Here is a 25,065-nt window from a genome sequence, read left to right as displayed (position 1 = left end):
CCGCGTTGCTTAACCTACAATATATCGCCTATGCAACTTGTAAGCAAGTGCTTACTTACCTGTCAGACCTTGACGCCAGGCTGATCCGGCATATCACGATATTGCAATTCCCCGAGTGAGTTTACCGAGAAGCGCGGGTGACGAAGTGATCCATCCGGCGTGACTTCCATATACTCAACCTCGACGATACGCCCGATCCATTCGTCATGCTTGCCCCACATTTCCTTCCTGAGCTTGTCAGTCAGACCCGAGCCTACCGACACCAGTGTGCCCTTGTAGTCCACGACAATCGCACCCAGCATCCCCTCGTATTTTCCTGTGCCTTCTTCATAGCCGACGATGATCAGGTCTTCGGCATCCTCGGACTTCATCTTCAGCCAATCGCGACTCTTGCGATAGGCATACGGTGAGTTCGGGTTCTTGAGGACAGCGCCTTCGTGGCCCTCTGCCTGGAACTTGGTGAATGCCTTCTTGGCTTCCTCATGGCTCTTCACTACAAGCGTCGGCACGAAGAACAGTTTTGATTCGCCATCGCCCCCGGCAGCACTGTTGAGGCGGTTGACTGCGAAGTGCTCCTGCATGGCGTCACGCAGGTTCTTGGTGCGTGTCAGCTGAGGTGTTGTGTCTGCCTTCGGATCGGCCTCAAAGAAGACGCTGGCAGGGATGTAGTCGAAGATGTGAAGGTCATTGTTCCCATCCGACTCCTTGCGCTTGGCGGAGCCGACAGACGCCTTGAAGTCCTTACCGAAGGCTTCCGTATCCAATACGACCCCTTTCTCTTCTGCCAAGCTGTCGATTCGCTTGCGCATCACCTGGGCAAGCTCAAGCGCCTCCCGAGTCAGATGCCCGAAGGCCGTGAACTTGCGCCCCTCGTAGCTGTAGTAGGTCACGTCGTTGATATCCCAATCGACGTGAACCAGCGAGCGCACGCCATCCATCTTGGGCTGGGCGAGCATCGGCCACTCTGCGTATGCCTGGTCATACATTTCGGCCTTTGAGGCTTTGAACTGCGGAATGTATTTGGGGAACACGGAGTTGATGGTGTTGGCCGTCATACCGGCGTCAGGACGCTTCTTGAGGATGCGCAGCAGCAGATCGGCATGATCATAGGACAGTGCGGCTAACATCTTCTCAGCGGCTTCCTTGGCGTGATTGCCGGACAATTCTCGCGATTCCAGCTTCAACAGGACAAGGTGTGCTGTGCCCCACTCAATCAGCGGGTTGTCGGTGCCGATCTTCCAGTCCTTCTTCGGCTTCACGTTGAACACGCGCAGCGGGGAAAACAGCATGCTCATGATCTCGTGAGCGTTCGGGCAAAGCTCACCCTCTTGCTGCAAGGCTGTCTCAATCAGCACCTTCTTGTTGGCCTTGTTGTTGACCTTGCAGTCGCGGAGAAGGTTGATAACGCGGGAGGCTGCTTCGTTGTTCATGGTAAGTCACCTGTTACTGTTCAATTTTCTTAAAACACATGAGTGATTATGATGACGATCAGAGCGGCAGTCGATTTGATAACGACGGGCAATCCTGATCCGAATGCACTTCCAACTACCACTGCACTGCTCAGCACGAAGCGGTTTCTTTCGTGCGGGTCGTCGGGGTTCTCGAAGCGCTTGGGCAGAAATACTCGGTAGACGAAGTGCATTGATGCCATCCCCACCAATCCGAGATAGATCGCTGTCAGCTGTAGGTCTATCGGGTTGTCAATATCGAAGAACTTGACCTGAACAATGCTCCATAGGCAGAAGAAGAGAAATACCCATTTCATGCGGACATCCTTAGCGCTGAGGCTGGAAACTGTTTCTTGGTGAAGCGCGACATGAGGTCGTTGCGATCTCGTGCCTTCCACTCCTTTTCTTTGGCGATAGCCCCCTGTGCAAGCTCGTGGTATCGCCGCTGATATACGTGTGCCAACTCATCGACTGTTGCGAGGAACTTGGCGTCGGGAATCTTGAGCATCATGACCAGGCGCATGCGCACTTCAGGGAACCGAGACACATCGCCTTTCATCACCCAGAACTCCAGCACCTCTCGGGCATAGCGCGTGCGCTCCATCAGAAGGGCGTGCTCGCGCTTGGCGATATCACTCTTGCGACTTGCCGGAATGAAGTCGCGGTGCTGCATGGTGTCGAGGATGTTCACGATCAGATCGAGGTCGCGCATCATGCCGACCATCTTGTCTGAGGCGTGCTTGAGTTCTTTGCGGGGATGAGATTGTGCTGTGGCCATTGGGACTTCCTACTCGTTATATGAAGAGAGCCGCCTTTGCGGCGGCCCTGTGTGCTGCCGGCTTGGGAATTACAGACCGCGGATTCGGTTCGCGTTCATCATGATGGCGGCGGCTGCGGACTCCAGCGCTTCGGCCCCCATCTCGGTGTTGGCGACCGCCAGGACTGAGGTGCAGGGCGTCTCGACTTCGGTGTCAGAGAAGCGTCCTTCACGCACCACAACGTCATGGAACTCATAGACCGTTTCGCCTGACGGCAGCTTCTCGTTCAGCGAGTAGTCGTTCAGGCTGATCACACGCAGGTCGTCATTGGCGTTCACGGCTTCCAGATAGGAGTGATTCAGGTTGCCGGGCGCCGTGACCCACAGGAATGCATCGAACTGGCCGGATGCGACTTTGGCGAGGGAGCGGATGCCACCCTGGTAGAAGGTGGACGCTTCGGCGTAGTCGTCTTCCAGCGTGCGAAGGTAGTCCCAGCTCACCGCCGATCCGGTGCCCTTCTCACCGACAGCGATCTTGGTGCCTTCCCCGATATCGTCTTCATCGTCGATACCATCTTCACGCGTTGCCACGAACACGCATTCCTCGCCCAGAGAGCCGATTTCCTCGACGTTGCTGTTGGGGTGCTTCTTTGACCAAGCCGCGAACGCATCGCCCTGTGTGAAGCCGATATGCGCCTCCCCAGAGTTGACGCGATCAAGGTTCTGAATCGACCCGAGAGAAGTCACGACAGAGGCATCATGGCCTTGTTCCTTGAGGACTCGGGCGAGGTTGGTGCCGAAGACACCGTGATACCCGCCACCTGACTTGCCGGTGGTGATGATCACTTCCTGAGCAGAGACGGAGCCTGCGGCGAAAGCGAGGGATGCGGTCAGTGCGAGAACAGACTTCTTCATTTCTTGGCTTCCTGGTTGTTGAGCCTGGCCTTGATGACCAGGCACTTGTAGAACGCGAAGAGCATCAGGACGACGAGCCCCACAACGGCAATCTTCGTGATCTGGATGGCAACGAATGTCAGCACCAACGTCATCAGGACGATCAGCACGAACACCCATATCGAGCGCTTAGGCAACATTGGATAGCTTCTTCAATGACTCATTGAGTTGGCCGATGGCGAGCGGCAGGTTGGCCGTCGCTTTTGCTGACCCGATGTCCTCGGGGATGAACTTCTTGGACTCGGGCCAAACTTCGAGGAGGGATTCGACGGTTCTGGATTGCTTGACGACAGCCTGGGCACCGGCAATGACCGCTTTGGCCTCAGCCTTGAAGTTGCGAATCGCTGTATCGTTGGCGATCAGCTTCTTGCAAAGCGCCTCGTCCTTGACGACTACCGTTTCGCGCTGAGCACAACGAGCTTCGGCGATGCACTGATACTCGATGCCGATAGTTGGCGAGACGACCACGAACTTGAAGTTGGTTTCGAATGCCAGCTTGAGCACATAGCCACCCAGATTGACCTTCATGGATCTTTGCTCGGGGCCGTTCATGATGGTGAAGAGGCTGTAGCTGCCGGCGACTGACTCGTTGAGACGGCGAATGTCTTTGGCCGCCTCTTCTGCCTGCTTCACCTTGCCGCCATAGCAAAACTGACGGGCCTGCTCGGTCAGCTCGGCATTCGTCTCAAGCAGCTTCTTGTAGGTCGGCCAAAGCTCTTGCTCAGCCATGTTGTTGATGATGCGTTCGCGGCTTTCTTTGTTCAGTCGGATGCTTTTCATGGGAGAACCTTCGTTTGCGTTGTAAGTCAGTGCTTATTGTATCGTCAGAGCAAATATAAGACACACGCAGCTGGTGTGCATCATGTTTCTGCTGCGAGATTTCTGATCATGCCGACGACGGTGTAGTTGCGCGGATCGCCGCTCAGCTCGTCTACGCGATCCAGCACCATGTCGATCTTGCGAGCGTCAGCCAGGATGGTCGGATTCATCTTGATGGCGACAGAGATGTGGTAGGGATACGCCTTGACCTTCTTGTTCAAGCGCGCGGTCATGCGCCGAGCCTTCTTCGTCAGCCAGATTTTCTTGATCAGATTCAGATACGTCATTTCAGCCTCGTTGGATCAACAGGAACAGTGTGTATCCCACTGGATACAGCACCAGCATCGCGATGGCGATCAGCATTCCCGAGTGCAGCAGTTGGTCGAGCTTCACGATCACCCGCTCGCACGTCTCAAGTTTCTTGAGGGACATAGCAGCAGCCTCCAATCCGTCATTGATGATTCATTATCGCTCATCCTGACAGGGCTGGAAGCTGCTGCCTGGCTCACGCCTCCCCTTTGGCCAGTGCGTTGACCACATCGGCAAACATGTTGCCGGTATCCTGCTCGGCGGCTGGCTTCTCAACTTTCGGTGCCTGGGGCGGTCTTGTAGGCCGCTGCGCTACCTGCTTCCGGCTGATCCGCTCCTCGTTGGACGAGGCACGACTTGAGGCAATGATGGACGGCCCTGAACGACGCGGAAGAGGGGCATGCAGTGCCTTGTTGCGAGCGATGATGTCAGCCCTCGCCTCTCGGGCCTTCTTGTAGGAATCGAAGTAGAGCGCCTTGCCGGCATTCTTCTCCTCGATCATCATCTTGATGGCTTTGCACTCGCGCTTGTCGATGACCTTCCGGCAGTCATCGAAGCCTGTCAGCCGCTTCTCCTTGTAGGCGTAGACCGTGTGCTGGCAGATGGAGTAGCTGCAAATCCGGTTGGTCGATTCGCACTTGAACGAGAACATGTTGTCGCCGTTCATTGACGGGGGCATCTTGAACTTGGGCATCACTTCGATCCTCCAATGGCCATTGTGAGGGCTGACAGCGCACCCCACTCGGAATTGCCCTCGCGCATCTCCTGCATTTCCACATCCTTCAGCATGCCTTCGATGATCGGCATGATCTGAGGCATGAGGTTTCCGCGAGTGCTCTTGGTCAGATAGCTTGCCGACAGCCAGCGAATGCTCCGGCACATGGAATACGGCATATCGACCTCCTGGTATTCCCAGAACTGGCCTAGCAGCTTCTCCATGATCAGCTCGAAGACGTGGCCGTTCTGCATGTAGCTCTTCATTTCCTTCTCGCCGATCACCAGCGACTTGCCCCCGCCGACTTCGCGAATCTGGTAGCTCAGGTGATTCAGCTTGTCGTTGCCGTTTGCCAGCAGCACGTTACGGGCCTTGTCCTTCGGCACCAGAATGTCGATCTCGAACTCCATGCGAACGAAGGGGATTCCCTCGCTCTCGATGTCCTCTGCGACCTCATGCATGGCCTTCTTGCACTCGCGCTTCTTGATGCCGGCTGCGGGGTCTTTTGTGATCTCAGCGAACCACGAGGGTGATGATTCAGGCTTCAGCGCCGGGTCGCAGATCACGCTTGCCGTCCGAGCGCGATGGTCGAGTGTGACCGGCATCAAGACCGACTTGCTGTTGGCGACCTCGTTGTGAATCTCGATGGCACCGAACAGGTCGCACTCGCCCTCTTCCGCGTCGTCTGTGACGTGGGCCAGAACCACACCGTTCACGTAAGGGATAACGAAGTGGCTGTTATCGCTTGCGATGCTGGGCTGGTCGTTTTCCATCTCTATCTCCGGCGTGTTGTGTGGGTCTTAGAAGTAACTTGTTACTTACTCATTCTAACTATAAGAAGACTGGCTGTCATAGCATCTTCAAACGCATTTTCATCTTGAGTGCCTTCGAGAAGGGTTTGGCGGACGCGACAGCCTTGCCGATCTCGCCTGGCGTGGCGTCGTTCGGGTCGAGTCCTTCCGGCAACATCGCAATCCGAGTGCTCAGACCGTGTTGCTGGAGCAGGTCACAGAACTTGAGGGCATCACGGATGGCGGCAGGCTCCGAGTCCCACATGAAGGTCACGGATTCGAGACCCGCGTCCTTGAGGATCAGGAAGGCCGACAGCTGGTCGTCACCGTCATCGCTGACCTGAGACAGATGCTTGCCGAACGTGCCGACTGCCTCTACGTCATCCATGCCCCTTTCCCAGAGGAATTGCTGGACTGACCACACGTCGAAGGCGCCTTCGCACACGATCAGATGCTTCTTCCCCAGTGCGTTGTGCCCGTTGTAGAGATACGCACCGGAGGCCGGCATGCCTGTCGCAAAGCGATACTTGTCTTCCGCCGTGCCGGTGATGTCGCGCCCTTGAAATGTCTTCAGCGACCCCATCAGATCAAGCACAGGGATGATCACTCGCCCCGAGAAGTCCTGATAGCGCTTGTCGCCGTTCAACATGAACTCGAATGAGCCCTCCGCGCTGTATTGGAGGTGGAAGTATTTGCACGTCCGCTCGGTGATGCCCCTGTCGAGCAGATACTGGAGGATTTCACCATTGGCGGTGGGGAGCTTCAGCGCGGGCTTCGGGAGACTGTCGAGTGCCTTGTAGCTCGTCTCTACCCGCTCACGCTCGATCACGAATCCGGCGGCGTCCATGTGCTGCTCGATGTGATCGACAACCTGCTTGCCGCTGCCCGCTCCGATGTTGGCCTTGATGAACGACCACTTGTTGAAGTTCTCGCCAGGCGGATGATCACCGGCAAAACAGCAGCCTAGCCCCGTGCCTTCGTTCAGATAGACCTTCCAGCTTTCGCTCCCGCATACCGGACAGTCCTTGACGATCAGCTGGGTGCCCTTGCGCGAGCGACTGGTCTTGTAGGTGATCCCCTGAACATCGAGATAATCCCGCATGTCCAGATCATCGAGAAGTTGCTTGAGATTTGCCATGTGTGTATGTCACCTCTGACTTACTGATTCAGATACAACTATGCTACTGCGCGACGCGGGGTTCACTCTTTGCTTCGCGAGCGAGATCCGACCACCTCACCTTGCCCGCCAGGCCATCGCTCAAGGCCATTACCAGCCAACCATCCATCACCCCCATCCTTTCCTTATCTGGGTGCTCGATGTAGGTCACATGCGGGTAATCCTCGGGTCGGAAGACGCCGTGCGGGACATCCAGGCGATCCCCGAGCCACATCCTCGCTCTCAGGTCGATAACGTGCCCGGTGAACAGCTCGATCCAGACATGGCAGATCGACACGTCACCTCGATGGATCATGCCGGACTTCACGCGGTGGGTGACGCCTTGCTCATGGAGTCCCCATGAAATGACACTACTCATCCCGTCGCATTCGAGGCGAGCACCATCCAGCGGCTTGAGCAGGTGAGTGAGAAGGGAGGGGTTCATAGCACGTCCTCCGGCTCTACCACATCACCAAACTGGGCCTCGATGGCCTTCAGGTCGATGGCCTTCTGCATCACCCCGAATCTCGCCTCGATAGGCAGACGGCCATGCTTGAACTGGAAGATCAGAGCGCCGGCACAGGCCGCGTCCTTTCTACCTGGCTCATAGCCCACATCCTCTTCTTCCAGCTCTTCGAAGCGCTCGCCGCTCAGCGTCTTGTGGCAGTAGAACGTCTTGCCGTCGCCTTGCGTGATGTCGTGAGCGATCTGGCTCAGTCGGCCAGGCATCAGGTCAATGCCATTGCCATCGCTGCGAAAGGGGCAGTCTGCGCAGGGGCGCTTGATCCGGTAGGTCTGGGAGATAATGTCCATCGTTCGGGAGACTCCTTGTTGATTACACAGTCATTTTCTCACTCGTTTGGACGGCGATCATTGATATTCGTAGTGGATGTAGCCCCTGACCGCACTCTCGTCACTCGGGTGAGGAAATGGCTGAATGCCGATGACCCGAGCGTCGTCCTTGCCTGATCGCTCCTTCACCCAATCCTGCAGGTCAATCGCCTTGCGTGGTGCAAAGAATCCCTCACCCCGCTGCCAGCACTCATTGCCCTCCAGACGCTCGCAAACCAACACCCCTGCCTGTTTCCCTTCCGAGACTGGGAACGTCGCTTGATCGACCCTGTGAGCCACTTCCTGCATGTCTCCAAGCTCGTCGATGACCTCCGCTGCGATAATGGCAGCCGATGCCCCTCCAATGGCCGCCTGCCCCGCTCCGATGCCAGTGTCTGTCTTCGTGACACGCTTCGTGCGGTAGATCGTGCGCGTCTTGGGCTTCACGGTGCGGGTGATACGGCTTGGCAACTTGCGCAGGCTCAGCTTCGAGCTTGAGACGCGTGAGCTGGCGCTGCGGTAGGAGCCGGTCGCTGCTTCCGATATTGAAGGGATGGCCGGCAGTGCAAGAGCCAGGGAAAAGGCGATGCCGGAAATGATCGGCGCGTGCTTCATTTGAGCCATAAGTCACCTATTACTTACTAAATTGGCGCAAAAAAAGGAGAGGGGGTTGGCGCTCCCCCTCCCCTGATCTCATTTGACTGGGTTGACGCTACTCCATCTCCCGATAACCCTTCACTAGAGCTTCCATGAAGGCTTTGATCGAAGGATACCCATTATCTTGGGCCATACTCAACAGGTCTTCCTTGGTCTGCCGGTCTGTGACAAAAGACACGGTGGGCTTATTTGCCCTGACTCGGCGCTGGCGTTCTCTGTTGCGCTCCCGTTGGGTTTCATCGGTCATCGTTTTACCTCATTGCGTCAGGTTACATCCAAGACCTTGTTCAAGAACTGCATTCGTTCAAGGTCTTGCTTCACTCGCAAACAAATATCGCTTCGCTGGTTACGAGAGGCGGCGAAGTAGAGCCTGGCTTCTTGATTGGCGCGCTCTTCCTCGGTTTTGTTAATAGAGATCACGAGGTCGGCAATGCGTATCTTGTTAAAATCCTCAGCCACATCGGTCATTGTGGCCACCGAGCTTCTTGCACCCTCTCGATTCGTCTGAGTTGCTGTCAACATCACGGCATCATACTTTTGTGCGATTGCCCGCAATCCAACGTAAATCGACTTGCTGTTCTCGATGGGATCGGAGGTGCGGAAGTCAGGGGCCATAATGTCCCCATAGTCCACCGCGATGACATCGAACGTCACACCCCTTGATCGGTAGTGCTCGATCAATCGAGACAGGTCTTTGCAGGTAAATGATCCGGTGGGGTATTGATGGATCATAAACTTTCCGCACTTGCCGGCGAGCTTATCAATCTCCTTTTTGATCTCCCCAGAGCGATCGGTCAGCTCCGCCATCGGAACGCTGGACATGTTGGCATCCATACGATCCGACATAACCAGATCACTCACCTCAAGTGTCACGTAGAGAACATCGTGACCTGCCTGACAAGCGTTGATGCTGAACTGCCCGAGTGCTGTGGATTTGCCCGACTTCGGCGCACCCATGAACACATACAGCTCTCGGCGACCCCAGCCGCCATGATACAGGAGAGAATCGAGAGCGGAGTAGCCGGTGGTGATTGCGTTGACGCCTGGCCCCGCAGCACCCGCCGCTTTGTCTTCTCGCGCTTCGGTTCTCGACTCAATATTAGCAAAGTAATCGTATCCAGACCCAGCATCATTGGCCCCGATCATCATGACGTTCTGCATGGTCTGCTCGATGGCACCGTAATCCAGCTCGATGCCAGTCGATTCCGAGCGTTCCATGTCCTCGACGACCTTCTCAAGCGCTGCCTGCAACGCTCGGTGCCGGGCAAAGGTCGTGACGCGCTCAACCACGTAGTTGTAGTCGCTCAGCGGCTCGTCATAGACCTCCTTGAGCACCGCCTTGATGTCGGGTATCGACGCCTTCTTGAGCCGGCCAGTCTTCACCGCTGACTGGATATAGCTCGTCATGGATCGAAGACTGGGAGCACTCTCGTATTTTTTGTAGTGGTTCTTCGCCAGGGACACGAGGAAGCGAGAAGCCGCATCCGAGAAGTAGTCCTTGCTGACCAGATCGTCGCACTGCTGCATGAACGTGGTGTCACGCAGCACATGGCTGACCACCTTGATTTCAAACTCGCTGCCAAAGGGTGACGGGTCTGCGCTTGCTGCCGCCGTTGCTGTCCCGATGGCACTGATCAATGCAGCGGAACTCATGATCAGACCTCGACAGGTGTGATGATGCGCGCGATGGCAGACTTGAAGATGGTTTCGCGGAAGCCGTCATACTCGATGGCGATGGAGTAGCGGTCGAACGCGATGGGCACCACATTGACCAGGCGGCTTCCGTCGATCAGCTGGAGCGTGATGCCGGAGCGTGAGCGGATCATCGGAAGCAGTGAGGCTTCGTGCTGCTCAAGCTGGCGACGGTTCTGCTGACGGGCTGGCTTTGCACGCGTGTCCTTTGACTCGGGACGCGGACGCGGACGGATGCTGGAAGAGGTGACAGCGGCAGTGTGCTTGTTCATTGGTTTTCCTTGGACAGTGGACGTTGCTTGCTACGCTATTGTAAGTCAGTGCTTACTGGGTGAATCGGATAAATGCTCGGCATAAAGCTGGCCGGCAACCTTTCGTGCTTTCTCCACCATGTCTTGCCCGAAGTTCTGCATGCCATCGAACTCCGACAGGTGGCCGTGCTTGTAGATCAGGGCAGCCAGGCTGAACTCTCTGTGTGCCCTCATCTTGACCTGCTCAATCAGGAAGTCTCGGTAGTCGCGCTGATACCAGTCGTCTCCGGCCTCACGCTCGAAGCAAGGCTCTGTGGCGACACGCAGGCGATCACGCTTGCCCCGTTCCCACAATTCCTTGACGACCTCGATGTGATCCTCGGAGTAGACCTGGTTGATCCGAGGCAGATGTGTCCAGTTGCGCTTCTCGGCCCAGTCCAGCAGCTCGCGACAGTAGAAGTCGTAAGGACAGCCGACACGATCCGCGGCCTGACGCGCTTTCCAGATGGACACAAGCTGTTGGGAGCCTGCGTTGTGCAGCTTCGCGACCTTGATCCCCTTGTGGAACCAGTGAGACTTCACATCCTCCCGCTTACGCATGACCCATGCGTGTTCCGAGCGGTAGGCTTCGAGGAAGACTGCGGTGGCCTGCCAGGGGTGAAGGGTGCGGTAGTCGAACCACTTCGAGGACATCAGGGCCGACTCTTCCTGAAGCAGCGGGCGCGGTATGGCATCCATCGCCACCGCATCAAGCTCCTTGGTCGAGAACCCTTCGTATAGCTCGATACCTCTGCGCCCCTTGAACCTCTCCATCAGGTTCTCCGGCAGCTCAGCGAGCGGCACATGCTTGATCGGCTTGCCGCCAAGCTCATGCGTTACTCGACTCTTCACTACTGGCTTGACCATCGTTCCTTCCTCATCCGTAAGTAACCTGTGACTTACTGCATAGGAGCTTACACTAACAAAGAAAATCTCGGTAGAGGAAGCGGAAAGATCGTTCATCCGAGGTGTCTAGGAAACGACGAAACCCCTGTTCCGAGGTGTCTCAGGATGAGGCAGAGTTTTTGCATCGAGTGCCTCACTCCATCTATATATAACCCCCTTTCCGAAGATATATAGATAAACAGAACAGTAGATATCGGACAGAAAAAATGGAGCGCGCCCGGCGCCTGCCTCACCCTGCAGAAACGAAAAAGCCCCAACACAAGGTCGGGGCTGGGGTGATCGTCAGTTTTCGCGTGTAAGCTCCGTTCTCTTCTCTTCAGTATGTTTTCACGTTGTGGAGATAGTAACGCGCTCAGGGACGCTCTCTGCTCGATCTAGCGCTATCTATGGACGCGCTCTCACATCACACTGCACGTCATAGCTCGGGATGCGTCTCGTAGTTGTCCACAATTCGCTGAACGAGGGCCGAGCGACGGACATCGCTCTTCTCGAAGGCGACTGCCCCAAAGCCAGGGGCGCGGCTGAACCGTTGATGAGCATCATCGAGGCCATTACGTGCGGCACGAATGTCTTGCTGTGAGCTGTCGCCGTTGATCACGACAGTCACGTCTTCACCCAAGCGAGTGAGGAACATCTTCATCTGCTTGGGCGTAGTGTTCTGGGCCTCATCGAGAATGATGAAGGCACGCTTGAATGTCCGGCCCCGCATGTAAGCGAAGGGCGCGATTTCAATCTTGCCGTTCTCGATCAGGTATTTGACGAAGGATTGGCCCAACCGCTCTTCCAGCACCTCACGCACCGGAACGAAGTAAGGCGCGAACTTGTCGGCTACCTCGCCTGGCAGGAAGCCCATATTCTCTTCCGCCTCAATCACCGGACGAGTCACAACGATCTTGTCCACCTCGCCGGCCAGCAGTGCATCGCATGCCAGGGCTGTCGCAACGAAGGTTTTGCCGGTGCCAGCAGGGCCGGTGCCGAAGCTCACGTCGTTGGAGGTGATGGAAAGGATGTAGTGACCCTGGGCCTCGGTCATTGCCTCAATGGGCGTCTTCACCCGTCGGGTATTGGCGGTAGCCAGGAAACGTGCAACGTCACTCGTCACTGCCGCGCCTTCCTCGACACGACGATTCTCCGGTGCTCGATCCGTGCTACGACGGCCTCGCTGACCTTGAGCACGACGCTCATTGCGGCCTGAGCCTTTCATTTGCTTGCGGTTAGATCGGGGCATGTAGTCGTCCTATGAAAAAGGCGGCACGAGGCCGCCAATATCACTTCTGGCCGGCAGCTTCCTTCATGGCAGCTACCAGTTGGTCGTCGAACTTGCTCTTGGTGTGACCGGCCAGGTATTCGGCCAGCAGGATCACAACCTTGGTTACGAACTTCTGGGTCAGGAACGTCTTGAGCGTCCCTACCAGCAGTGCGAGTGCTACGTTAACCATTTCGCTTCCCCTTGTAAGTAAGCGTTGACTTACTATATCAGGCAAATGTGTGAGGTGCCATATAAGCGTTACCCGTTATTCACCGCTTCGTGCTCCCAGACAATCGCGTCGGCTTCATCCAGTGTGGTCACAAGCTCGATCTGGTCTTCATAGGCTTGACGCTTTCCGGTCATGGCTCCGCTGAGGGCGACGAAGGCGTCTGCTTTCGCGATCACGCGCGATACCAGCTCTCCCTTGTCCATCGGGCGGGTAGACAGCAGCGCGTCCAGATACGGCGTCTCCGGTCGATTCAGGGAGGACGATTCGATCCACGCCCGAGCTTCACGCTCTTGCTTGTCGAAGGTGATCGTCTCCTCAATCGGGTAGCTGGAGAGAATCTGGTTCATGGCCTCCTGGTAGCCGCGGTTGATTCGAGACAGAGCCGACGCCTTTGCCTCTTCCAGTGTTCGGCTCAGCCTGTTGACCTCGGTGATCTCGGCTCGTCCGGCTTCAGTCTCAACTTTCTCGCCCTGCCCTGCCGTGCCAATCAGTGCTGCAACCTGTTCATTGCGGCTCTGAATGCGCTCCAGCTCCAGCTCCCAGACCTCCACGGGGGCCATTGCCTTGATATTGCGAATGGTTTCCTCTGCCGTATCGCCTGGGCGAACTCGCAGGAAGGTCGGGCTGAGCGATTCGTCATCTGGCGTGTAAACGACGCCCAGCAGATCATCGACGGTGTTGTAGTTGTCAATCAGGTAGGTGTAGTTCATGGGGTTTCCTTAAATCATCTTGAGTGAATGAGTGCCGGAGGTGCGGCCGCCGAGAGCTTGTGTGTTGGATAGACCGCCTGCCCAGGTATTCCAAGCCGTATCGCCATTTGTCACGACGCCAGTGTCAGTCCGCTCGGATACGGTATTGCCGCCCACCTCAAACTTGTCCCACCACGACCCCGTATGGCTGCCATCAACCTCGAAGCCACTGCCGTTAAAGAAGCCCGCTCTTGCCAAATACGTAATCGTCCTTCCGTGGAAGTTACGGTTGGCAATGGAGCCAAACACCGTGTTTGAGAAGCCGTAGTTGGAGCCACTGCTGCCAATCGTGATCGTCGTCTGTAGCACCCATGAGGACTTGCCACGTAGGTCGCTCATGCCAATAGCGCCGGATGACTTGCCTGCCAGTCCCCTGACAGCCGAATCGTTGAGCGACAGGGAGGCCGTTGCAGACCTCCCCAGCTCCTGATTCACCTGATACATGCTGATGGAACCACTGCTGGGGAGTGCCATTAGATGCGTGCCTCCAGTTGGTCGAACTTGTTGCTCAACTCCTTCACCGCCTCAATGAGCAGCGGAATCAGGCGCTCGTGCTGAACGGTCAGGTAGTCGTTATCGAAGGGTGCCGGGACAACCGCATCAGGAACGACTTTCTGCACTTCCTGGGCGATCACACCGTGCTCATGACGCTGAGTCGGCATGAAGCCCAGTGACTCGCACTCTTCACGCCAGTCATAGGTCACACCGCGCACCTCATGCAGCTTGCTCAGTGCATCAGGGATGACCTCGACGTTCTCCTTCAGGCGAGCATCGGAGGCATAGGCCGTGACGTTGCCTCGGAACTGCCAGTCGTTCGAGTTGTATTTGTTGCGGGCTGTCCAAGAATCGGTGCTCGCGTTGCGACGGAACAGTGAGATGTAATCCGACCCCGCACCTGTAGTCGTAGGTGTGTTGTCGCCGTTGTATTCGATACCGCCGCCGTGAGTCGCTGACTGGCCGACATAGACCATGCCTGACCCCTGATCCGCGCCGTAGAGGTTTAGTGTCGAGATGCCGCCATCATCCGAGAGGATGGTCAGCGACGTGTTGGTGCCGGCATCCAGCGTCATGTCGCTCTGGACTTTGACCTGGGTGAAGTCGTTGGCGTAGTTCAGGATCAGATCGCCAGTCGTTGCCACCGCAATGCGCTTGCCGCGACCCTTGAAGTCCTGATTGCTGAACTCGAACTGGCCGATTCCGCCTTCCGACAACACACGGCGACCTTGCTCATAGATCGGCTTGCTGAAGTAGGAGCCGATGCCGTCAATCTTCATCAGCTCTTCGTAGTTTGTGCCACCAAAGCCGCCGTTGTGACCGACGGTGAAGTTCAGATTTCCATCGGTGCTGTTGTTGTTCGTGTCGAACATGATCGCGATGGAATTGTTGGTGTGCATACCAATGGCGTTGGATGCGATGGCGTCGTAGGAGAGGTCGAGCACCGTGTTGGCGTTCGACCTCGACACCATGCCCTCAGCAGTGATGCCCGAGGCACTATCAGCGACCAGCGTTTTGGCAATCAGCGTGGAGTTGCCTCTCGCTCCGTATGTGCCGTCAGAGACGAAGTGCCAGGCATTCTCGCCATCCGAGTGCCACATGTGGTCGATGTTGGCGTTGGAGGACACGTTGCCGTGCGCGACAAATGCGCCGTTGTTGCTGTGGATGTCACCACTCTTGATCTCAAGGCCCGCAGCACTGATCTTCGCCCACTCGGTATAGGCACCGGTTCCGGTGTGACCTGACGCGTAGGAGCGGAAGACGAACGGCTCAAGATCGTCATCGGCAGTCCAGAACTCCATCTCCCCCGAGTTTCCGCCTGGGTTGCGCAGACGAACACCGCATGAGTCATTTCCAGAATGGAATCGGATGCCAGTGCTGTCGCCTTCACCAGAGAACGACAGCTGGCCGGTAGCCGTGCCGTTCGCTTTGTCGATGTATTGGCCGTCAGTTACGGCAGCTCGGAAATGCGCAGGAGTAGATGGGCGGATGTAGTTGTTACCGGCCGTATCCACCTGCGTCATGATGTAGCCGATGCTTGAGTTGGAGTTGTTGAACTCAGACCGGAACAGGCGAGCATTGATGTCCCCGCTGCTGTCGCGCTTGACGACAGCGTTGCTCACGTTTGACGAAGCAATCGGGGCGTTTCCGGCATGCCAGACATCATTGCCCATCCACAAAAGCTGCGTGGTGGATACTTTCATGAGTGTCTGATGAGCTACCGTCGCATCGCTGTGACCGATCGTGCCGTCGTTAGCGCTCTGGTGGCGCAGGAAGAAGGCGCTGCCGCTGAAGAGCAGCTGGCCGCTATGGGCATTGGTGGACTTGTCGATCAGCGAGACAGCAGGCTCGAAGGCTTGGACGATCAGGCCATAGTCATTGCCGCCATCGCCTACGTGCCCTTGCAGGTCGAGATTGAGCGCCTTGGTGGATGTCTGACTGCCCGAGCCATCCAGGCGTGCGTAGTTGCTACCCTGAACGCCATCGAGCTTGTCGGCATCTGCCGCCTTTGCGGTTTTCCCGAGATAGCGAGAGGCGAGCGTAGCGCCGCCTTCGTAGACAGTGTTGACGTGAGCCTCAAGGAAGGGCCAAGAGCTTGTTCCGAGCTTACTGGCACCGCCGGACGTGGCCGGAATGAAGCCGTTCACGGTGGTTCTGATCCAATTGCTTGCATTGGCACCTGGGGCAGCCAGACCGTAGTAACTTCCGTCATAGACGGAACGAGTGAAATCTGTCGCTTGCAGCCCATCGAGCTTGTCTGCATCCAGACCAGAGCCAGCACCCTGCTTCACGGAAATGATGAACGGCTCGGTGCCAAGCAGATCAGGCCCAATGTTGCCGAACTCGATGTTGTCGCCGGCAGCGACGTTGGAGGCATCGAGCACCTTGTAGACACCGGCACCCACCGCCGTCCCGATTGACTGCGTGCGATGGATGAGGAGCCCTTGAGAGGAATCAAACCCCAGGCCGCCGTCGCCCTTCGCCGCGACGTTTGTGGCTTCGAGATTGTCGAAGACCAGCGTTCGCACCTGTGAGTCGTTGATGTCAGGCGTGATCAGGTTGGCATTGGTGACAGGAGCGAAGTGACTTGCGTGCTGGCCGTCGAGCTTGTCAGCGTCCAGACCAGAACCGGCTCCGTCATTGCCTGTGTGCCAGACCTCGTGCCAGGCAGTCCACGTCCCGTCGTTCTGGGTGCGGAAATGAAGTTCACCAGTCTGACCCATGCCGATCTGAGAGGCGTGATTGCTGCCCCAACGAGCATGGATCATGGTGTCGCCGGACGCTTGGCCTGCCCATGCGTTCTGGGTGGACTGATACATGCCGTAGAAGCCGGAGGCAACCAGGCCGTCCAGATTCACATCCGAAGTGCTGATGCCGCTTCCGCCCAGCCCATACTTTTGCATCTGGGTCAGGGCTTTGGCTGTCGCATTGGCGTCCGTCCAGACTTGCGAGCCTGACCAGATCAGATCGCCATCCGTGTTGGTCAGCTTCTTGCCAGGTGTGGCTTCCGGCGTATCGCCTTCGTGGAGCCAGATGCTGCCCATGCGCGAGAAGCCGTTCACCTGAAGCGCGGCACCAGAGTTCTGAATCTGACCCCCGCCGAGGATCAGGATGTTGCCGGTGATCTCGCCAGTGAAGGCATCGGTGGTGTCCGAGCGGAGGAACTGTGACCCCTGCACACCATCGAGCTTGTCGGCATCCAGGCCGGAGCCTGCGCCGCCGTTGCCCGCATGGAAGACCTTGTAGCCATTGACGAGGAAGCCGTTGGTGTCATCGACGCCCAGAAGGCTCAGTCTGTCCGTTCCGTTCAGCAGCAGGCGCACGTCATAGTCACTGCTCAGGCCGGTGCTGAAGTCGATGTGTGGAGAGGTGTTGGTGTCGCCGTCGCCCTGAAGCTGAAGTTGCGGGTCGCCGCCACCTGACAAGCCCATGTTGACGCCGTAGGTGCCGGGATTGTTACCGATACTTCCCGTGACGGACAGGCCGCCTTGGATGCTCGAATCCCGTTTGACGTGCAGCTTGTCAGAGATCGTGAGTGTCCCGAATACACGGGTTGAGACTAAATCGGCCATGCGCAGCCCTCTAAATGCTGATGGAATGCCATTAAGTAAGCAGTGACTTACATGATACCCCAGAGCAATCCGTCAGGCATAACTCTGGGGTAAGGCTTTAGGAGATGACTTCTCGAATCTGCCCCTTGAGCGTCACGGCATCACGATCAAACGATGCGCGAGTCTGCGTGTCGGGCGTCATGTAGTGGTTCAGCTTGGCAATTTCTCCGTCACTCAAGGCATCGTTGTAGATGCGGATGTCTTGAATGCGGCCGGCCCAGCTCTCCCCTACTCCGTTGTAGCCACCCAGCATGGTGCGCTCATCCGTTTCGGCCACTGACAGCTTACTACTGGCCACCTCACCAATCTTCACGCCATCGAGGTAGAACTTGACCACGCCGGCCTTCAGATCGGCCACGACCATGTGGTTGACCCAGGTGTCGGTCGGGAACGGATAGTCCAGCTGGTGAATCTGATAGGCGTCTCCGTCATTGATCAGCAGCCAGGTGTTCTGACCTTCTCGAACACGCCAACGGAAGGCGGAGTTGTTGTGCCGAGCAACGATGTTTCGGCTCTCTTCTGGGTAGGCAGCCAGGATGGTTGAGTCGAGATAGACGCGGGCCGCCAGGGTGAAGCTGCCGGTGATCATGTCGGCCGGCTGACCCTCCACCCTGATGACCTGACTCTCGGTAGACCACTCGTAGCCGTCCCGATCCAATGCCGGGCCTTCCACCAGGCCATCGCTGGCTCCAGCAAGGTCATTGGGATCGACCTGAAGCGGATACCAGCCGACGAGATTCCTTGAAATGCCGATCTCGCTGAACGATGGAGCCTCGAACCACTCCTTCGCTGACGGAGACGCGGCGACCGTATGTGTGACCTCGGCCACCACGCCGTCAGCTCGTGGAGCCAGCATCTCGCCAATCATTCCCCCGCCTTTTCTGATAATGGCCGCGTAGCCATCGCGGTTGCCGATGGCGCTCAGATCAACCTCGATCTTGGCAAGCTCGGCAGCCAGTTCAGCAGAGCCGGTGCGGGGCTGATCTCGGGTCGAGATGAGAATGTAGTCGCCATCCCTGACCGACCGCAGATAATCGACCATCGCAAGCTCTGCATCGCCTTCAGCGTCGTAGACGCCATCGACCGTGTGCCCTGCGTGGTCATGTGTATCGAAGCCACCCTGTGAGACGACATGTCCGCTAGGGGACATCAGCACGAGGTTGAACCCGCGAAGGGCATACGAATACTGCTCGCCGCCGATCAGGATGTCCGATACGTTGCCGTCCTCATAGCCGGAGCTTCGCACCACGATGTCCAAGCCTGGCTTGTCGCCCAGATGCTCGATGATCTGGTTGGCATGCAGGTTTCCCTTGTCATCGAGGGAAGCGCGGCGCTGATACAGCTCAAGGATGGCGTCTTCTGACAGGACAGAGGCGTAATACCGGACATCCCTGAGATCGCCCATGAAGTCGCTGGTGTAGCCAGAACCCAACGTCAGCGGATTGCCGGTGATCTTGGTCTGCCCCATCGTGTGCGTGCGGGTCGTGCTGAGCTTGCCGTTCAGATACCAGCGAATCTCACCCGCCTCCAGATCACGCACTGCCACTGCATGCGTCCACTCCCCAATCGGAATGTCGGCGGAGTCGTGCGAGATGTAGGCATCCTCACCCTGCGGGCCTGCATAGATGCGCAACTTGCCGGTGGTTTCCTGATTGATCGTGCCCTCGCCTGCGTATGACATGTTCCAGAAGGTCATGCGGCGATCACGATTGGCCGGCTTGATCCAGAAGGCATAGCTGGCACTGCCCGTGATGACCGGCGGATCATTGACGATGACCTTGCGGCCGCCGTCGTCCGAGTTGACCAGTGCGCCATCCTGCAGGGGATCATTGACCAGGCTGATGTCCTTCGAGGTGTTCGATGCATCGGTGCCATCGAGCATCTTCAGGTGCAGGGCCAGGTCGAGGCTCAGATCGCGGACCTCAAGCTGGGAGAGCGCGTGATCGTAGATGCGAAGATCGCGGACGCTACCAGCCAGACCATCCGCACTGCTCGATGTGCGCCCGCCAATGCGGATAGGAGACGTGTTCTCGCTTCGGGGCTGTGTCAGCTCGGATATCGGCCTGGAAGCCCTCAGAACACCTCCTACGTAGAGCTTGATGAACTCGCCGTCGGCCACACCTGCGATGTGATGCCATTCCCCGGCACTGGGCTTGTAGGCTGCCGTGATCGAGCCACCGCTGGGATTGCCGGCGGTGTTGCAGCCCATCATCATCCGCACGCCGTTCCCATCGACCCAGAGCGCGGAAGTGGTGTTGCTGTATGAGCCATCCGACTGCTTGCCGACGATGATGCCGTGACTGTAGTAGCCGTCCAGATTGATCCAGACCGAGAACGAGAAGACTTTCCCGACCCCGAACACCTTGCGGGAGACTTCGGGGTCATGGGGAATCTCGACGCGGCTGCCTTCTGTGCGAGTCAGGCCAAGCGCGCTGTTGACCTTTGCAGGCTCCCAGGTGTTCACATAAGCGGCCCCATGATTGAGGCCGTGAGCGTCGTTTGCGTTACCGTTCAGGGGATAGTGTGCAATCAGGCCCATGTCACGCCCCCAGGAAGTTGAAGTCGAGTGATTGGGTGGCGGTGTTGAAGCTCATCTGGAAGCCTGAGTCGCCACCCACCTGAATGTCGTCCTTGGCGTTCAGCGTCTCGGTGACTTCAAGGCCTTTGGTCGCGTAACCCTTCATATACATCGTCACGCCGGTCGTTCTGAACTGCGCGACTTCCTTGTTGTTGCCCCAGATTTCAATGGTGCCGTCGCCGTTGCCACGAATCCCCGAGTCATTGTCGTTGAGCGCGATGGCATAGCCGTTCTCGAATAAGTTGCCGGGCACCGCTCCAAGGCCGAACGACTTGGTGAAGTTCTGCTTGACGTTCAGCTTCGCCAGATCACCGCTTCCAATCCCGTCAATGCTGTCGGCATCCAGACCACTGCCGTCACCGTGATTGCCGGAGTGCCAGATTTTGTATTTGCTGCCGCCGATCAGCGCTTCGATGTTGCCGTCATGGTCGAGCTGGAGGCCGTTGCCCTGGGTTTGGCTGACGAGCTGGAGTTCATTGCCCCCGTCGCCTGACGTGGAGCCGTGATAGCGAATCTGCCAGTCATAGGAGCCGTTACCGATCCGAATCCACGCATCGGCACTGTCCAGGCTGCTGTCGCCAATACTCAGCGCCTCACCTGACCGATCAATGTGCATCAGGTCTGTGATTGGGGCGTCGATGCGAGCGAACTGACTGCCATGAAGTCCATCCAGCAGGTCAGCGTTAAGACCAGAGTCTTCCCCGTGATTCCCCGCATGCCAGACCGTGTTGCCGAAGGCTGTGAATTCGCCGTTCGTGCGAAGGGTCATGACTTCCTTGCGGCCGTCGTCACTTGCCGTGTAGCCCTCGATGACCAGCCCGCCATCCACAAGGCCATCCGAGCTGTTGTTGTCCAGCATGCGGAGAATGCGAGCGTCGGCGTAGGACGAGTTCGGGAAATACCCGTCCTCCCCAAGAATCTCAAGCCCCTCGCCCACCTTGAAGCCTGCGCTTCCAGCAGTGAGCTTGCCGTTGACCGTGAGGTCCGCGGTGAACGTGTTGTTTCCGGCGAGTCGCGCAAATCGACCGTCAGACTCGCCTTTCTGGTAGTAGCGGGTGTCGTGAGTGTGAGAGTCGTTGCCAACCGTCACGTCGATGTTGGCATTGGCCGATCCGTCGAAGCTCACGGTGCCGGAAGCATCCCCTGACAGCGTGATGTTCACGGGGGCAGCGAGCTTGGTGGTCGTGGCGGCATTGCCCGAGATGCCGATGTTGTAGATGCCGCTGAGACGCGCGGTCGGCACAGTCCCGGCATTCAGATTGCTGGCATTGCGGTAATAGGCGCCATGCTGACCGTCCAGGCGATCCGCATCGAGATTGGAGCCGCTGCCATCGACCGTCTTGATCTTGGCGAGAACGTCGGATGCGGTGTAGTCCGCCGCAGCCAGCTTGGTCGCGATAGCCGCATTGATGCCGGCGATGTCGCTGTCATTGTCCTTCAGCGCCTCTTCCAGCTCCTTGAGCGTGTCGTAGGCTGAAGAAGCGCCACCCATCAGGTCGTCGATGGCCTGCTGGATGTTGTTGTTCACTTCCGCCTGGGTGTAGTAATCCCCACCCTCGGATTGCAGCTTGAGGTAGCGGTCATCGTGAAGATGATCGGCAGTGGCGAAGTAGGAAGGTGCGTGACCGCCGAGCGTGGTGGCGTCTGCGTTTTCGAGGTCGATCTTGAGCGTGTTGGTGGCGTTCGTGGCAGTGACCTTGAGGCCCGCCCCGCCCGTCATGGTGAGCCCTTGACCGGCTTCCGTTGCGGTAATGCTGCCCACATCACCGGCCACATGGGCGTAGCTCTTGATCTCGATGGCCTCGGCCAACGTCTTCACGCTGCCGTCTGTCTGCTTCGCAAACACCAGCCCGTCCGCGACGTTGATCGCCAGCTCCCCAAGCGTCAGATCGCTTGCGGCTGGGATGACGCCAGGCACCGACGAGTGCTTGATGATGATCTTGTTCATGCGAAACCCTTATGCAAGAAAGGGGGCCGAAGCCCCCTCGTTGACCTCAGTGCTCTTAGAAGGAGCCGCCGTCGATGGTGAAGCCCTGAATGGCAGACGTGGAGATGCCCGCGCCGACCAGGTTTTCACCCAGGGTGACGCGGCCAGTCAGAGTGGAGGTGGCGGAAACAGACAGCGCCATACCGACACTCAGGTTCTTGGAGAGCGTGGTGTCCTGCGCAACAGACAGCTCGCCGGTCACAGAGGTGTCACCGCCCACGCTCAGGTTGTTGGAGATGGAGGTCAGCGCGTTGCCGATGGTGACCTTGCGAGCGGTCGCGTTGTCGATGATGCCGCGCGTCTCGAAGATGTCGGTGGCAGTCATGCGAGTGGCAGTCAGTGCGGCCGGCGTAGATGCGCCGATCACAGTGCCGTCGATGTTGCCGCCGTTCACGTCGATTGCCCCGATCACGACACGACCGGAACCGTTCGGGGTGATGTTGATGTTGCCGTTGGTGTTGATGGAGCTGAGCGTGTTGCTGTCCACACGCAGGTTCATCAGGTCAACGGTGTTGTTGAGGTCAAGCGCACCCGCGACGCTACCACCCGACAGGAACTCGAAGCTCTCGGCCACCTTCATGGTGCCCTTGAGGTCGAAGTTGTTGTTCATCGTGGAGGTGGTGTTGTTGATGTCCAGCTGGCGAGTCGTGGCGGTATCACGGACACCACGAGTGGTGAAGGTGCCGCCTGTCTGGGTGAAGGTGCCGTTGAAGCTGGAAGAGCCGGTGTTGGTGATGCCACCAGTGGTGGTCAGACGGCCATTGAAGCGACCAGTGCCGGAGAACACGGAGTTCCCGCCGACAGTCAGGTCGGTGCCGACGTTCAGAGTGTCATCGAGGGCCGCATCGAAGGCAGACAGGGTGCCGGACAGCGCGACATCCTTCATGCCGGCGATGGAAGCCGGTGCAGTGCCCACCTTGCCGGTGAACACGTCGTTCGCCTCATCCCAGATCCACTTGACCGGAGCTTCAGCGCCACGATTGACCTCGAAGCCCGCGTTCTCGGACGGAGCGTCACCAGAATCCATGTCCTGGTTCAGCTCAAGGATGGCGTCACCGATAGCGACGTTGTTGGATTCGACGGTGGACTGAGAACCCTTGACGATCAGGTTGCCGGTGATCACCAGGTCGCCGTTGATGGTATCGCCAGACTTACGGATGAACGCACCTTCACCGCCGATAGCACGGACGCTGCTGCCGTCACCTGCATAGAGGATTCGGGACAGGTGCGAGATGGCGAGTTCACCATCCCCGAGGTTGGCCGGTGCGTTCGTCGTGTGAGAACGCTTGATCTGAATCAGATTGCTCATGCCTTAAAAGCTCCCGCAGTTGATCTTGATGTGTCTGAGTTCATTGGTGGATTCCCATTTCTGCGTCTCTTCGGAAAACTCCATGACAGAGCCGTCCTTGCGATCCTCCAGATTGGCATCCACCGCGCCGTGCAGAATGTGTGGCCCAGGGACACCCTGAGTGCCGACACTGACGACCTTGATGTGACTCTCGGCAACGTTTACGACCGTGTTGTCAGGAGTCACCGTGACCTTCACGTTGACCTTGCTCACAAGACAGTTACCCCCGCTCTGACGACGAACTTGCCCTCGATGACCTTCCGGCTTTCCTTGTAGAAACCGCCCTCGCCATCAGGGATGTTCTGCCAGACGAACAGGTCGTAGAAGAACTCTCCTGTGGGCAGCTCAGAGGTGTCCTCGGAAGGGATAGCCAGCAGAATCTCGCCCGTCTCGGGAGTGGGCGTCTGAATGCGCCCGTTGTCCGTGGACAGTTGCGAGATCAAGCGGCTGTTGGTGGTGTGAGAGCGCCGGATATCCATCTGCGCGCTGAACCCTGCGAGATGGATGGGGGAGCCGTCGTCGTTGGTGTAGGTGAGGTCGAGTCGGAAACTCGCCCCCTGTTCACAAATGACGTTGTAGACGCCAGCAGACATGACCTCGCTCCTGTAAGTATGTGCTTACTTATCGTTCTGGGCCAAATGGGAATAGGTGACTTTGCCGCCGCGCTTTCGCGCGATCAGCACTTCACCACGCGGATTGGGTGTCACACTCACATGCGTCCAGCTGGCGAACTCTTCGATCATCTGGTCATAGCCGGTCATGTGCTTGACGATGAAATCCACAAGCTCACGCGCGGTCATGCCTGGCACATGGATATCGACCGCCTGGCCCTTCATGTGCTGAGAGGTCTTCGATCCGCCGATGGCTTCGTTGAGTGCCGGGCCTCGATAGCCGGAGGTGATGATCACAGGGAGTTCGCGGGATTCGCTCTCGCGACGGTGGTGACGGTTGATCTTGTTGCGCAGCTCTTGCAGCCACCAAGAGAGCTTGGAGGCATTTTCCAGTGCCTCACCCTTCAGCTCGTTATCCAGCCCCTTGCGAGCGGCCGTCTGTGACGCCTCGAACTCGTGCTTCGGGAAGTTTGGTGCAAACTTCATGTTGGCTTCCTCATTGGAGGTTCTTGGAAAGTCGGTAGATTTTCGCCGTCCATACGAGAACTCTCACGCCGCCCAGACTCGTAAGACAACCCACGAGGATGATCTGGATAGGTGGCATGCCCTGCAGGACGCCCAGTAGGTAGATGACGACGGCTCCAATGCCGGCCAGAACCATCTCTCCGATGAACTTCTTGAGGTTGAATGGCTCATCCGAGACAAGATTGCGGGCCAGGTGCCCCAGAAGGATCATGCCGATCACGATCCAAAGGCTCTTGTCTGCCCAGTTCACCATCTGCTCCTCGGAGGGGTTCAGAGATGGTGACTCTCTGACCGAGGTGAATGTCTGGTCATTCATAAAAGGATCGCCCCTGCAAGTTGTAAGTTCACAGAGGCGAAT

Annotated in this window: 30 protein-coding genes; all 30 read right to left on the bottom strand. The window is 57.6% G+C overall.

Annotated features, from left to right (window positions below; genetic code table 11):
- Positions 1-62 precede the first annotated feature (62 nt).
- A complete protein-coding gene (locus tag R2R70_RS02545; protein ID WP_410977179.1) occupies positions 63-1,430 on the bottom strand; it encodes a hypothetical protein in 1,368 nt (455 codons plus the stop codon).
- Between the two features lie 29 nt (positions 1,431-1,459).
- Positions 1,460-1,765 (bottom strand): hypothetical protein, encoded by a 306-nt coding sequence (locus R2R70_RS02540; protein WP_410977178.1) that lies wholly within the window; start codon positions 1,763-1,765, stop codon positions 1,460-1,462.
- Positions 1,762-2,226, bottom strand: a complete 465-nt coding sequence (locus tag R2R70_RS02535) for a hypothetical protein (RefSeq protein ID WP_410977177.1) — start codon at positions 2,224-2,226, stop codon at positions 1,762-1,764. The genes R2R70_RS02540 and R2R70_RS02535 overlap by 4 nt, the downstream gene beginning before the upstream one ends.
- 69 nt (positions 2,227-2,295) lie before the next feature.
- Positions 2,296-3,120 (bottom strand): TAXI family TRAP transporter solute-binding subunit, encoded by an 825-nt coding sequence (locus R2R70_RS02530; protein ID WP_410977176.1) that lies wholly within the window; start codon positions 3,118-3,120, stop codon positions 2,296-2,298.
- A complete protein-coding gene (locus R2R70_RS02525; protein ID WP_410977175.1) occupies positions 3,117-3,299 on the bottom strand; it encodes a hypothetical protein in 183 nt (60 codons plus the stop codon). The genes R2R70_RS02530 and R2R70_RS02525 overlap by 4 nt, the downstream gene beginning before the upstream one ends.
- Entirely contained in the window at positions 3,289-3,939 is a 651-nt protein-coding gene (locus tag R2R70_RS02520; protein ID WP_410977174.1) for an Nmad5 family putative nucleotide modification protein, read from the bottom strand. Before R2R70_RS02520 ends, R2R70_RS02525 begins: the two co-directional genes overlap by 11 nt.
- An 80-nt stretch (positions 3,940-4,019) precedes the next feature.
- A complete protein-coding gene (locus R2R70_RS02515; RefSeq protein ID WP_410977173.1) occupies positions 4,020-4,265 on the bottom strand; it encodes a hypothetical protein in 246 nt (81 codons plus the stop codon).
- 1 nt (position 4,266) lies between these two features.
- A complete protein-coding gene (locus tag R2R70_RS02510) occupies positions 4,267-4,410 on the bottom strand; it encodes a hypothetical protein (RefSeq protein ID WP_410977172.1) in 144 nt (47 codons plus the stop codon).
- 73 nt (positions 4,411-4,483) lie between these two features.
- Complete coding sequence (locus R2R70_RS02505) at positions 4,484-4,981, bottom strand: hypothetical protein (protein WP_410977171.1); 498 nt, start codon at positions 4,979-4,981, stop codon at positions 4,484-4,486.
- A complete protein-coding gene (locus tag R2R70_RS02500) occupies positions 4,981-5,775 on the bottom strand; it encodes a hypothetical protein (protein WP_410977170.1) in 795 nt (264 codons plus the stop codon). The genes R2R70_RS02505 and R2R70_RS02500 overlap by 1 nt, the downstream gene beginning before the upstream one ends.
- A 76-nt stretch (positions 5,776-5,851) precedes the next feature.
- On the bottom strand, positions 5,852-6,931 hold the full coding sequence (locus R2R70_RS02495) for a toprim domain-containing protein (protein ID WP_410977169.1): 1,080 nt from the start codon (positions 6,929-6,931) through the stop codon (positions 5,852-5,854).
- A gap of 43 nt (positions 6,932-6,974) precedes the next feature.
- A complete protein-coding gene (locus R2R70_RS02490; protein WP_410977168.1) occupies positions 6,975-7,394 on the bottom strand; it encodes a hypothetical protein in 420 nt (139 codons plus the stop codon).
- Positions 7,391-7,762 carry a hypothetical protein gene (locus tag R2R70_RS02485; protein ID WP_410977167.1) on the bottom strand — a complete coding sequence of 124 codons (372 nt, stop codon included), beginning with the start codon at positions 7,760-7,762 and terminating at the stop codon, positions 7,391-7,393. Before R2R70_RS02485 ends, R2R70_RS02490 begins: the two co-directional genes overlap by 4 nt.
- Positions 7,763-7,819: 57 nt before the next feature.
- Positions 7,820-8,395: a hypothetical protein gene (locus tag R2R70_RS02480; protein ID WP_410977166.1), complete on the bottom strand. Its 576-nt coding sequence runs from the start codon at positions 8,393-8,395 to the stop codon at positions 7,820-7,822.
- A 97-nt stretch (positions 8,396-8,492) separates the two neighbouring features.
- Positions 8,493-8,684, bottom strand: a complete 192-nt coding sequence (locus R2R70_RS02475; RefSeq protein WP_410977165.1) for a hypothetical protein — start codon at positions 8,682-8,684, stop codon at positions 8,493-8,495.
- 17 nt (positions 8,685-8,701) lie between these two features.
- Entirely contained in the window at positions 8,702-10,090 is a 1,389-nt protein-coding gene (locus R2R70_RS02470) for a DnaB-like helicase C-terminal domain-containing protein (RefSeq protein ID WP_410977164.1), read from the bottom strand.
- Between the two features lie 2 nt (positions 10,091-10,092).
- The gene (locus R2R70_RS02465) at positions 10,093-10,401 is read right to left on the bottom strand and encodes a hypothetical protein (RefSeq protein WP_410977163.1); all 309 of its coding nucleotides are present in this window, start codon (positions 10,399-10,401) and stop codon (positions 10,093-10,095) included.
- 45 nt (positions 10,402-10,446) lie between these two features.
- On the bottom strand, positions 10,447-11,286 hold the full coding sequence (locus R2R70_RS02460) for a hypothetical protein (RefSeq protein WP_410977162.1): 840 nt from the start codon (positions 11,284-11,286) through the stop codon (positions 10,447-10,449).
- A gap of 454 nt (positions 11,287-11,740) precedes the next feature.
- Positions 11,741-12,553: a PhoH family protein gene (locus R2R70_RS02455; protein WP_410977161.1), complete on the bottom strand. Its 813-nt coding sequence runs from the start codon at positions 12,551-12,553 to the stop codon at positions 11,741-11,743.
- 40 nt (positions 12,554-12,593) lie between these two features.
- Positions 12,594-12,764 (bottom strand): hypothetical protein, encoded by a 171-nt coding sequence (locus tag R2R70_RS02450; protein WP_410977160.1) that lies wholly within the window; start codon positions 12,762-12,764, stop codon positions 12,594-12,596.
- A 68-nt stretch (positions 12,765-12,832) separates the two neighbouring features.
- Positions 12,833-13,513, bottom strand: coding sequence for a hypothetical protein (locus R2R70_RS02445; RefSeq protein ID WP_410977159.1), 681 nt, complete (start codon positions 13,511-13,513; stop codon positions 12,833-12,835).
- Between the two features lie 9 nt (positions 13,514-13,522).
- Positions 13,523-14,026, bottom strand: coding sequence for a hypothetical protein (locus tag R2R70_RS02440; RefSeq protein WP_410977158.1), 504 nt, complete (start codon positions 14,024-14,026; stop codon positions 13,523-13,525).
- Positions 14,026-17,619, bottom strand: a complete 3,594-nt coding sequence (locus R2R70_RS02435) for a tail fiber domain-containing protein (protein WP_410977157.1) — start codon at positions 17,617-17,619, stop codon at positions 14,026-14,028. Before R2R70_RS02435 ends, R2R70_RS02440 begins: the two co-directional genes overlap by 1 nt.
- 97 nt (positions 17,620-17,716) lie before the next feature.
- Positions 17,717-20,197 (bottom strand): LamG-like jellyroll fold domain-containing protein, encoded by a 2,481-nt coding sequence (locus R2R70_RS02430; protein WP_410977156.1) that lies wholly within the window; start codon positions 20,195-20,197, stop codon positions 17,717-17,719.
- Between the two features lies 1 nt (position 20,198).
- Positions 20,199-22,184, bottom strand: coding sequence for a hypothetical protein (locus tag R2R70_RS02425; protein ID WP_410977155.1), 1,986 nt, complete (start codon positions 22,182-22,184; stop codon positions 20,199-20,201).
- 55 nt (positions 22,185-22,239) lie between these two features.
- Positions 22,240-23,532: a hypothetical protein gene (locus R2R70_RS02420; RefSeq protein WP_410977154.1), complete on the bottom strand. Its 1,293-nt coding sequence runs from the start codon at positions 23,530-23,532 to the stop codon at positions 22,240-22,242.
- Between the two features lie 3 nt (positions 23,533-23,535).
- The gene (locus R2R70_RS02415; RefSeq protein WP_410977153.1) at positions 23,536-23,784 is read right to left on the bottom strand and encodes a hypothetical protein; all 249 of its coding nucleotides are present in this window, start codon (positions 23,782-23,784) and stop codon (positions 23,536-23,538) included.
- Positions 23,781-24,164, bottom strand: a complete 384-nt coding sequence (locus R2R70_RS02410) for a hypothetical protein (protein ID WP_410977152.1) — start codon at positions 24,162-24,164, stop codon at positions 23,781-23,783. Before R2R70_RS02410 ends, R2R70_RS02415 begins: the two co-directional genes overlap by 4 nt.
- A gap of 24 nt (positions 24,165-24,188) precedes the next feature.
- A complete protein-coding gene (locus R2R70_RS02405; protein ID WP_410977151.1) occupies positions 24,189-24,668 on the bottom strand; it encodes a D-Ala-D-Ala carboxypeptidase family metallohydrolase in 480 nt (159 codons plus the stop codon).
- A 10-nt stretch (positions 24,669-24,678) separates the two neighbouring features.
- Positions 24,679-25,023, bottom strand: a complete 345-nt coding sequence (locus R2R70_RS02400) for a hypothetical protein (RefSeq protein ID WP_410977150.1) — start codon at positions 25,021-25,023, stop codon at positions 24,679-24,681.
- Positions 25,024-25,065 lie beyond the last annotated feature (42 nt).

It is taken from the genome of Cobetia sp. SIMBA_158 (assembly GCF_046566945.1).
GTDB lineage: Bacteria > Pseudomonadota > Gammaproteobacteria > Pseudomonadales > Halomonadaceae > Cobetia > Cobetia amphilecti.
Note: the sequence above shows the minus strand (reverse complement) of the source record. Positions and strands in the feature narration are given on the sequence as shown.

Bases quoted from the DNA above. Each gene is read 5' to 3' on its own strand.
- R2R70_RS02425 (WP_410977155.1), bottom strand. From the start codon at position 22,184: ATGAACAAGATCATCATCAAGCACTCGTCGGTGCCTGGCGTCATCCCA.
- R2R70_RS02420 (WP_410977154.1), bottom strand. From the start codon at position 23,532: ATGAGCAATCTGATTCAGATCAAGCGTTCTCACACGACGAACGCACCG.
- R2R70_RS02455 (WP_410977161.1), bottom strand. From the start codon at position 12,553: ATGCCCCGATCTAACCGCAAGCAAATGAAAGGCTCAGGCCGCAATGAG.
- R2R70_RS02465 (WP_410977163.1), bottom strand. From the start codon at position 10,401: ATGAACAAGCACACTGCCGCTGTCACCTCTTCCAGCATCCGTCCGCGT.
- R2R70_RS02475 (WP_410977165.1), bottom strand. From the start codon at position 8,684: ATGACCGATGAAACCCAACGGGAGCGCAACAGAGAACGCCAGCGCCGA.
- R2R70_RS02495 (WP_410977169.1), bottom strand. From the start codon at position 6,931: ATGGCAAATCTCAAGCAACTTCTCGATGATCTGGACATGCGGGATTAT.
- R2R70_RS02500 (WP_410977170.1), bottom strand. From the start codon at position 5,775: ATGGAAAACGACCAGCCCAGCATCGCAAGCGATAACAGCCACTTCGTT.
- R2R70_RS02505 (WP_410977171.1), bottom strand. From the start codon at position 4,981: ATGCCCAAGTTCAAGATGCCCCCGTCAATGAACGGCGACAACATGTTC.
- R2R70_RS02445 (WP_410977159.1), bottom strand. From the start codon at position 13,513: ATGAACTACACCTACCTGATTGACAACTACAACACCGTCGATGATCTG.
- R2R70_RS02440 (WP_410977158.1), bottom strand. From the start codon at position 14,026: ATGGCACTCCCCAGCAGTGGTTCCATCAGCATGTATCAGGTGAATCAG.
- R2R70_RS02540 (WP_410977178.1), bottom strand. From the start codon at position 1,765: ATGAAATGGGTATTTCTCTTCTTCTGCCTATGGAGCATTGTTCAGGTC.
- R2R70_RS02430 (WP_410977156.1), bottom strand. From the start codon at position 20,197: ATGGGCCTGATTGCACACTATCCCCTGAACGGTAACGCAAACGACGCT.
- R2R70_RS02525 (WP_410977175.1), bottom strand. From the start codon at position 3,299: ATGTTGCCTAAGCGCTCGATATGGGTGTTCGTGCTGATCGTCCTGATG.
- R2R70_RS02480 (WP_410977166.1), bottom strand. From the start codon at position 8,395: ATGAAGCACGCGCCGATCATTTCCGGCATCGCCTTTTCCCTGGCTCTT.
- R2R70_RS02470 (WP_410977164.1), bottom strand. From the start codon at position 10,090: ATGAGTTCCGCTGCATTGATCAGTGCCATCGGGACAGCAACGGCGGCA.
- R2R70_RS02435 (WP_410977157.1), bottom strand. From the start codon at position 17,619: ATGGCCGATTTAGTCTCAACCCGTGTATTCGGGACACTCACGATCTCT.
- R2R70_RS02520 (WP_410977174.1), bottom strand. From the start codon at position 3,939: ATGAAAAGCATCCGACTGAACAAAGAAAGCCGCGAACGCATCATCAAC.
- R2R70_RS02515 (WP_410977173.1), bottom strand. From the start codon at position 4,265: ATGACGTATCTGAATCTGATCAAGAAAATCTGGCTGACGAAGAAGGCT.
- R2R70_RS02510 (WP_410977172.1), bottom strand. From the start codon at position 4,410: ATGTCCCTCAAGAAACTTGAGACGTGCGAGCGGGTGATCGTGAAGCTC.
- R2R70_RS02450 (WP_410977160.1), bottom strand. From the start codon at position 12,764: ATGGTTAACGTAGCACTCGCACTGCTGGTAGGGACGCTCAAGACGTTC.
- R2R70_RS02405 (WP_410977151.1), bottom strand. From the start codon at position 24,668: ATGAAGTTTGCACCAAACTTCCCGAAGCACGAGTTCGAGGCGTCACAG.
- R2R70_RS02410 (WP_410977152.1), bottom strand. From the start codon at position 24,164: ATGTCTGCTGGCGTCTACAACGTCATTTGTGAACAGGGGGCGAGTTTC.
- R2R70_RS02460 (WP_410977162.1), bottom strand. From the start codon at position 11,286: ATGGTCAAGCCAGTAGTGAAGAGTCGAGTAACGCATGAGCTTGGCGGC.
- R2R70_RS02400 (WP_410977150.1), bottom strand. From the start codon at position 25,023: ATGAATGACCAGACATTCACCTCGGTCAGAGAGTCACCATCTCTGAAC.
- R2R70_RS02535 (WP_410977177.1), bottom strand. From the start codon at position 2,226: ATGGCCACAGCACAATCTCATCCCCGCAAAGAACTCAAGCACGCCTCA.
- R2R70_RS02530 (WP_410977176.1), bottom strand. From the start codon at position 3,120: ATGAAGAAGTCTGTTCTCGCACTGACCGCATCCCTCGCTTTCGCCGCA.
- R2R70_RS02485 (WP_410977167.1), bottom strand. From the start codon at position 7,762: ATGGACATTATCTCCCAGACCTACCGGATCAAGCGCCCCTGCGCAGAC.
- R2R70_RS02545 (WP_410977179.1), bottom strand. From the start codon at position 1,430: ATGAACAACGAAGCAGCCTCCCGCGTTATCAACCTTCTCCGCGACTGC.
- R2R70_RS02490 (WP_410977168.1), bottom strand. From the start codon at position 7,394: ATGAACCCCTCCCTTCTCACTCACCTGCTCAAGCCGCTGGATGGTGCT.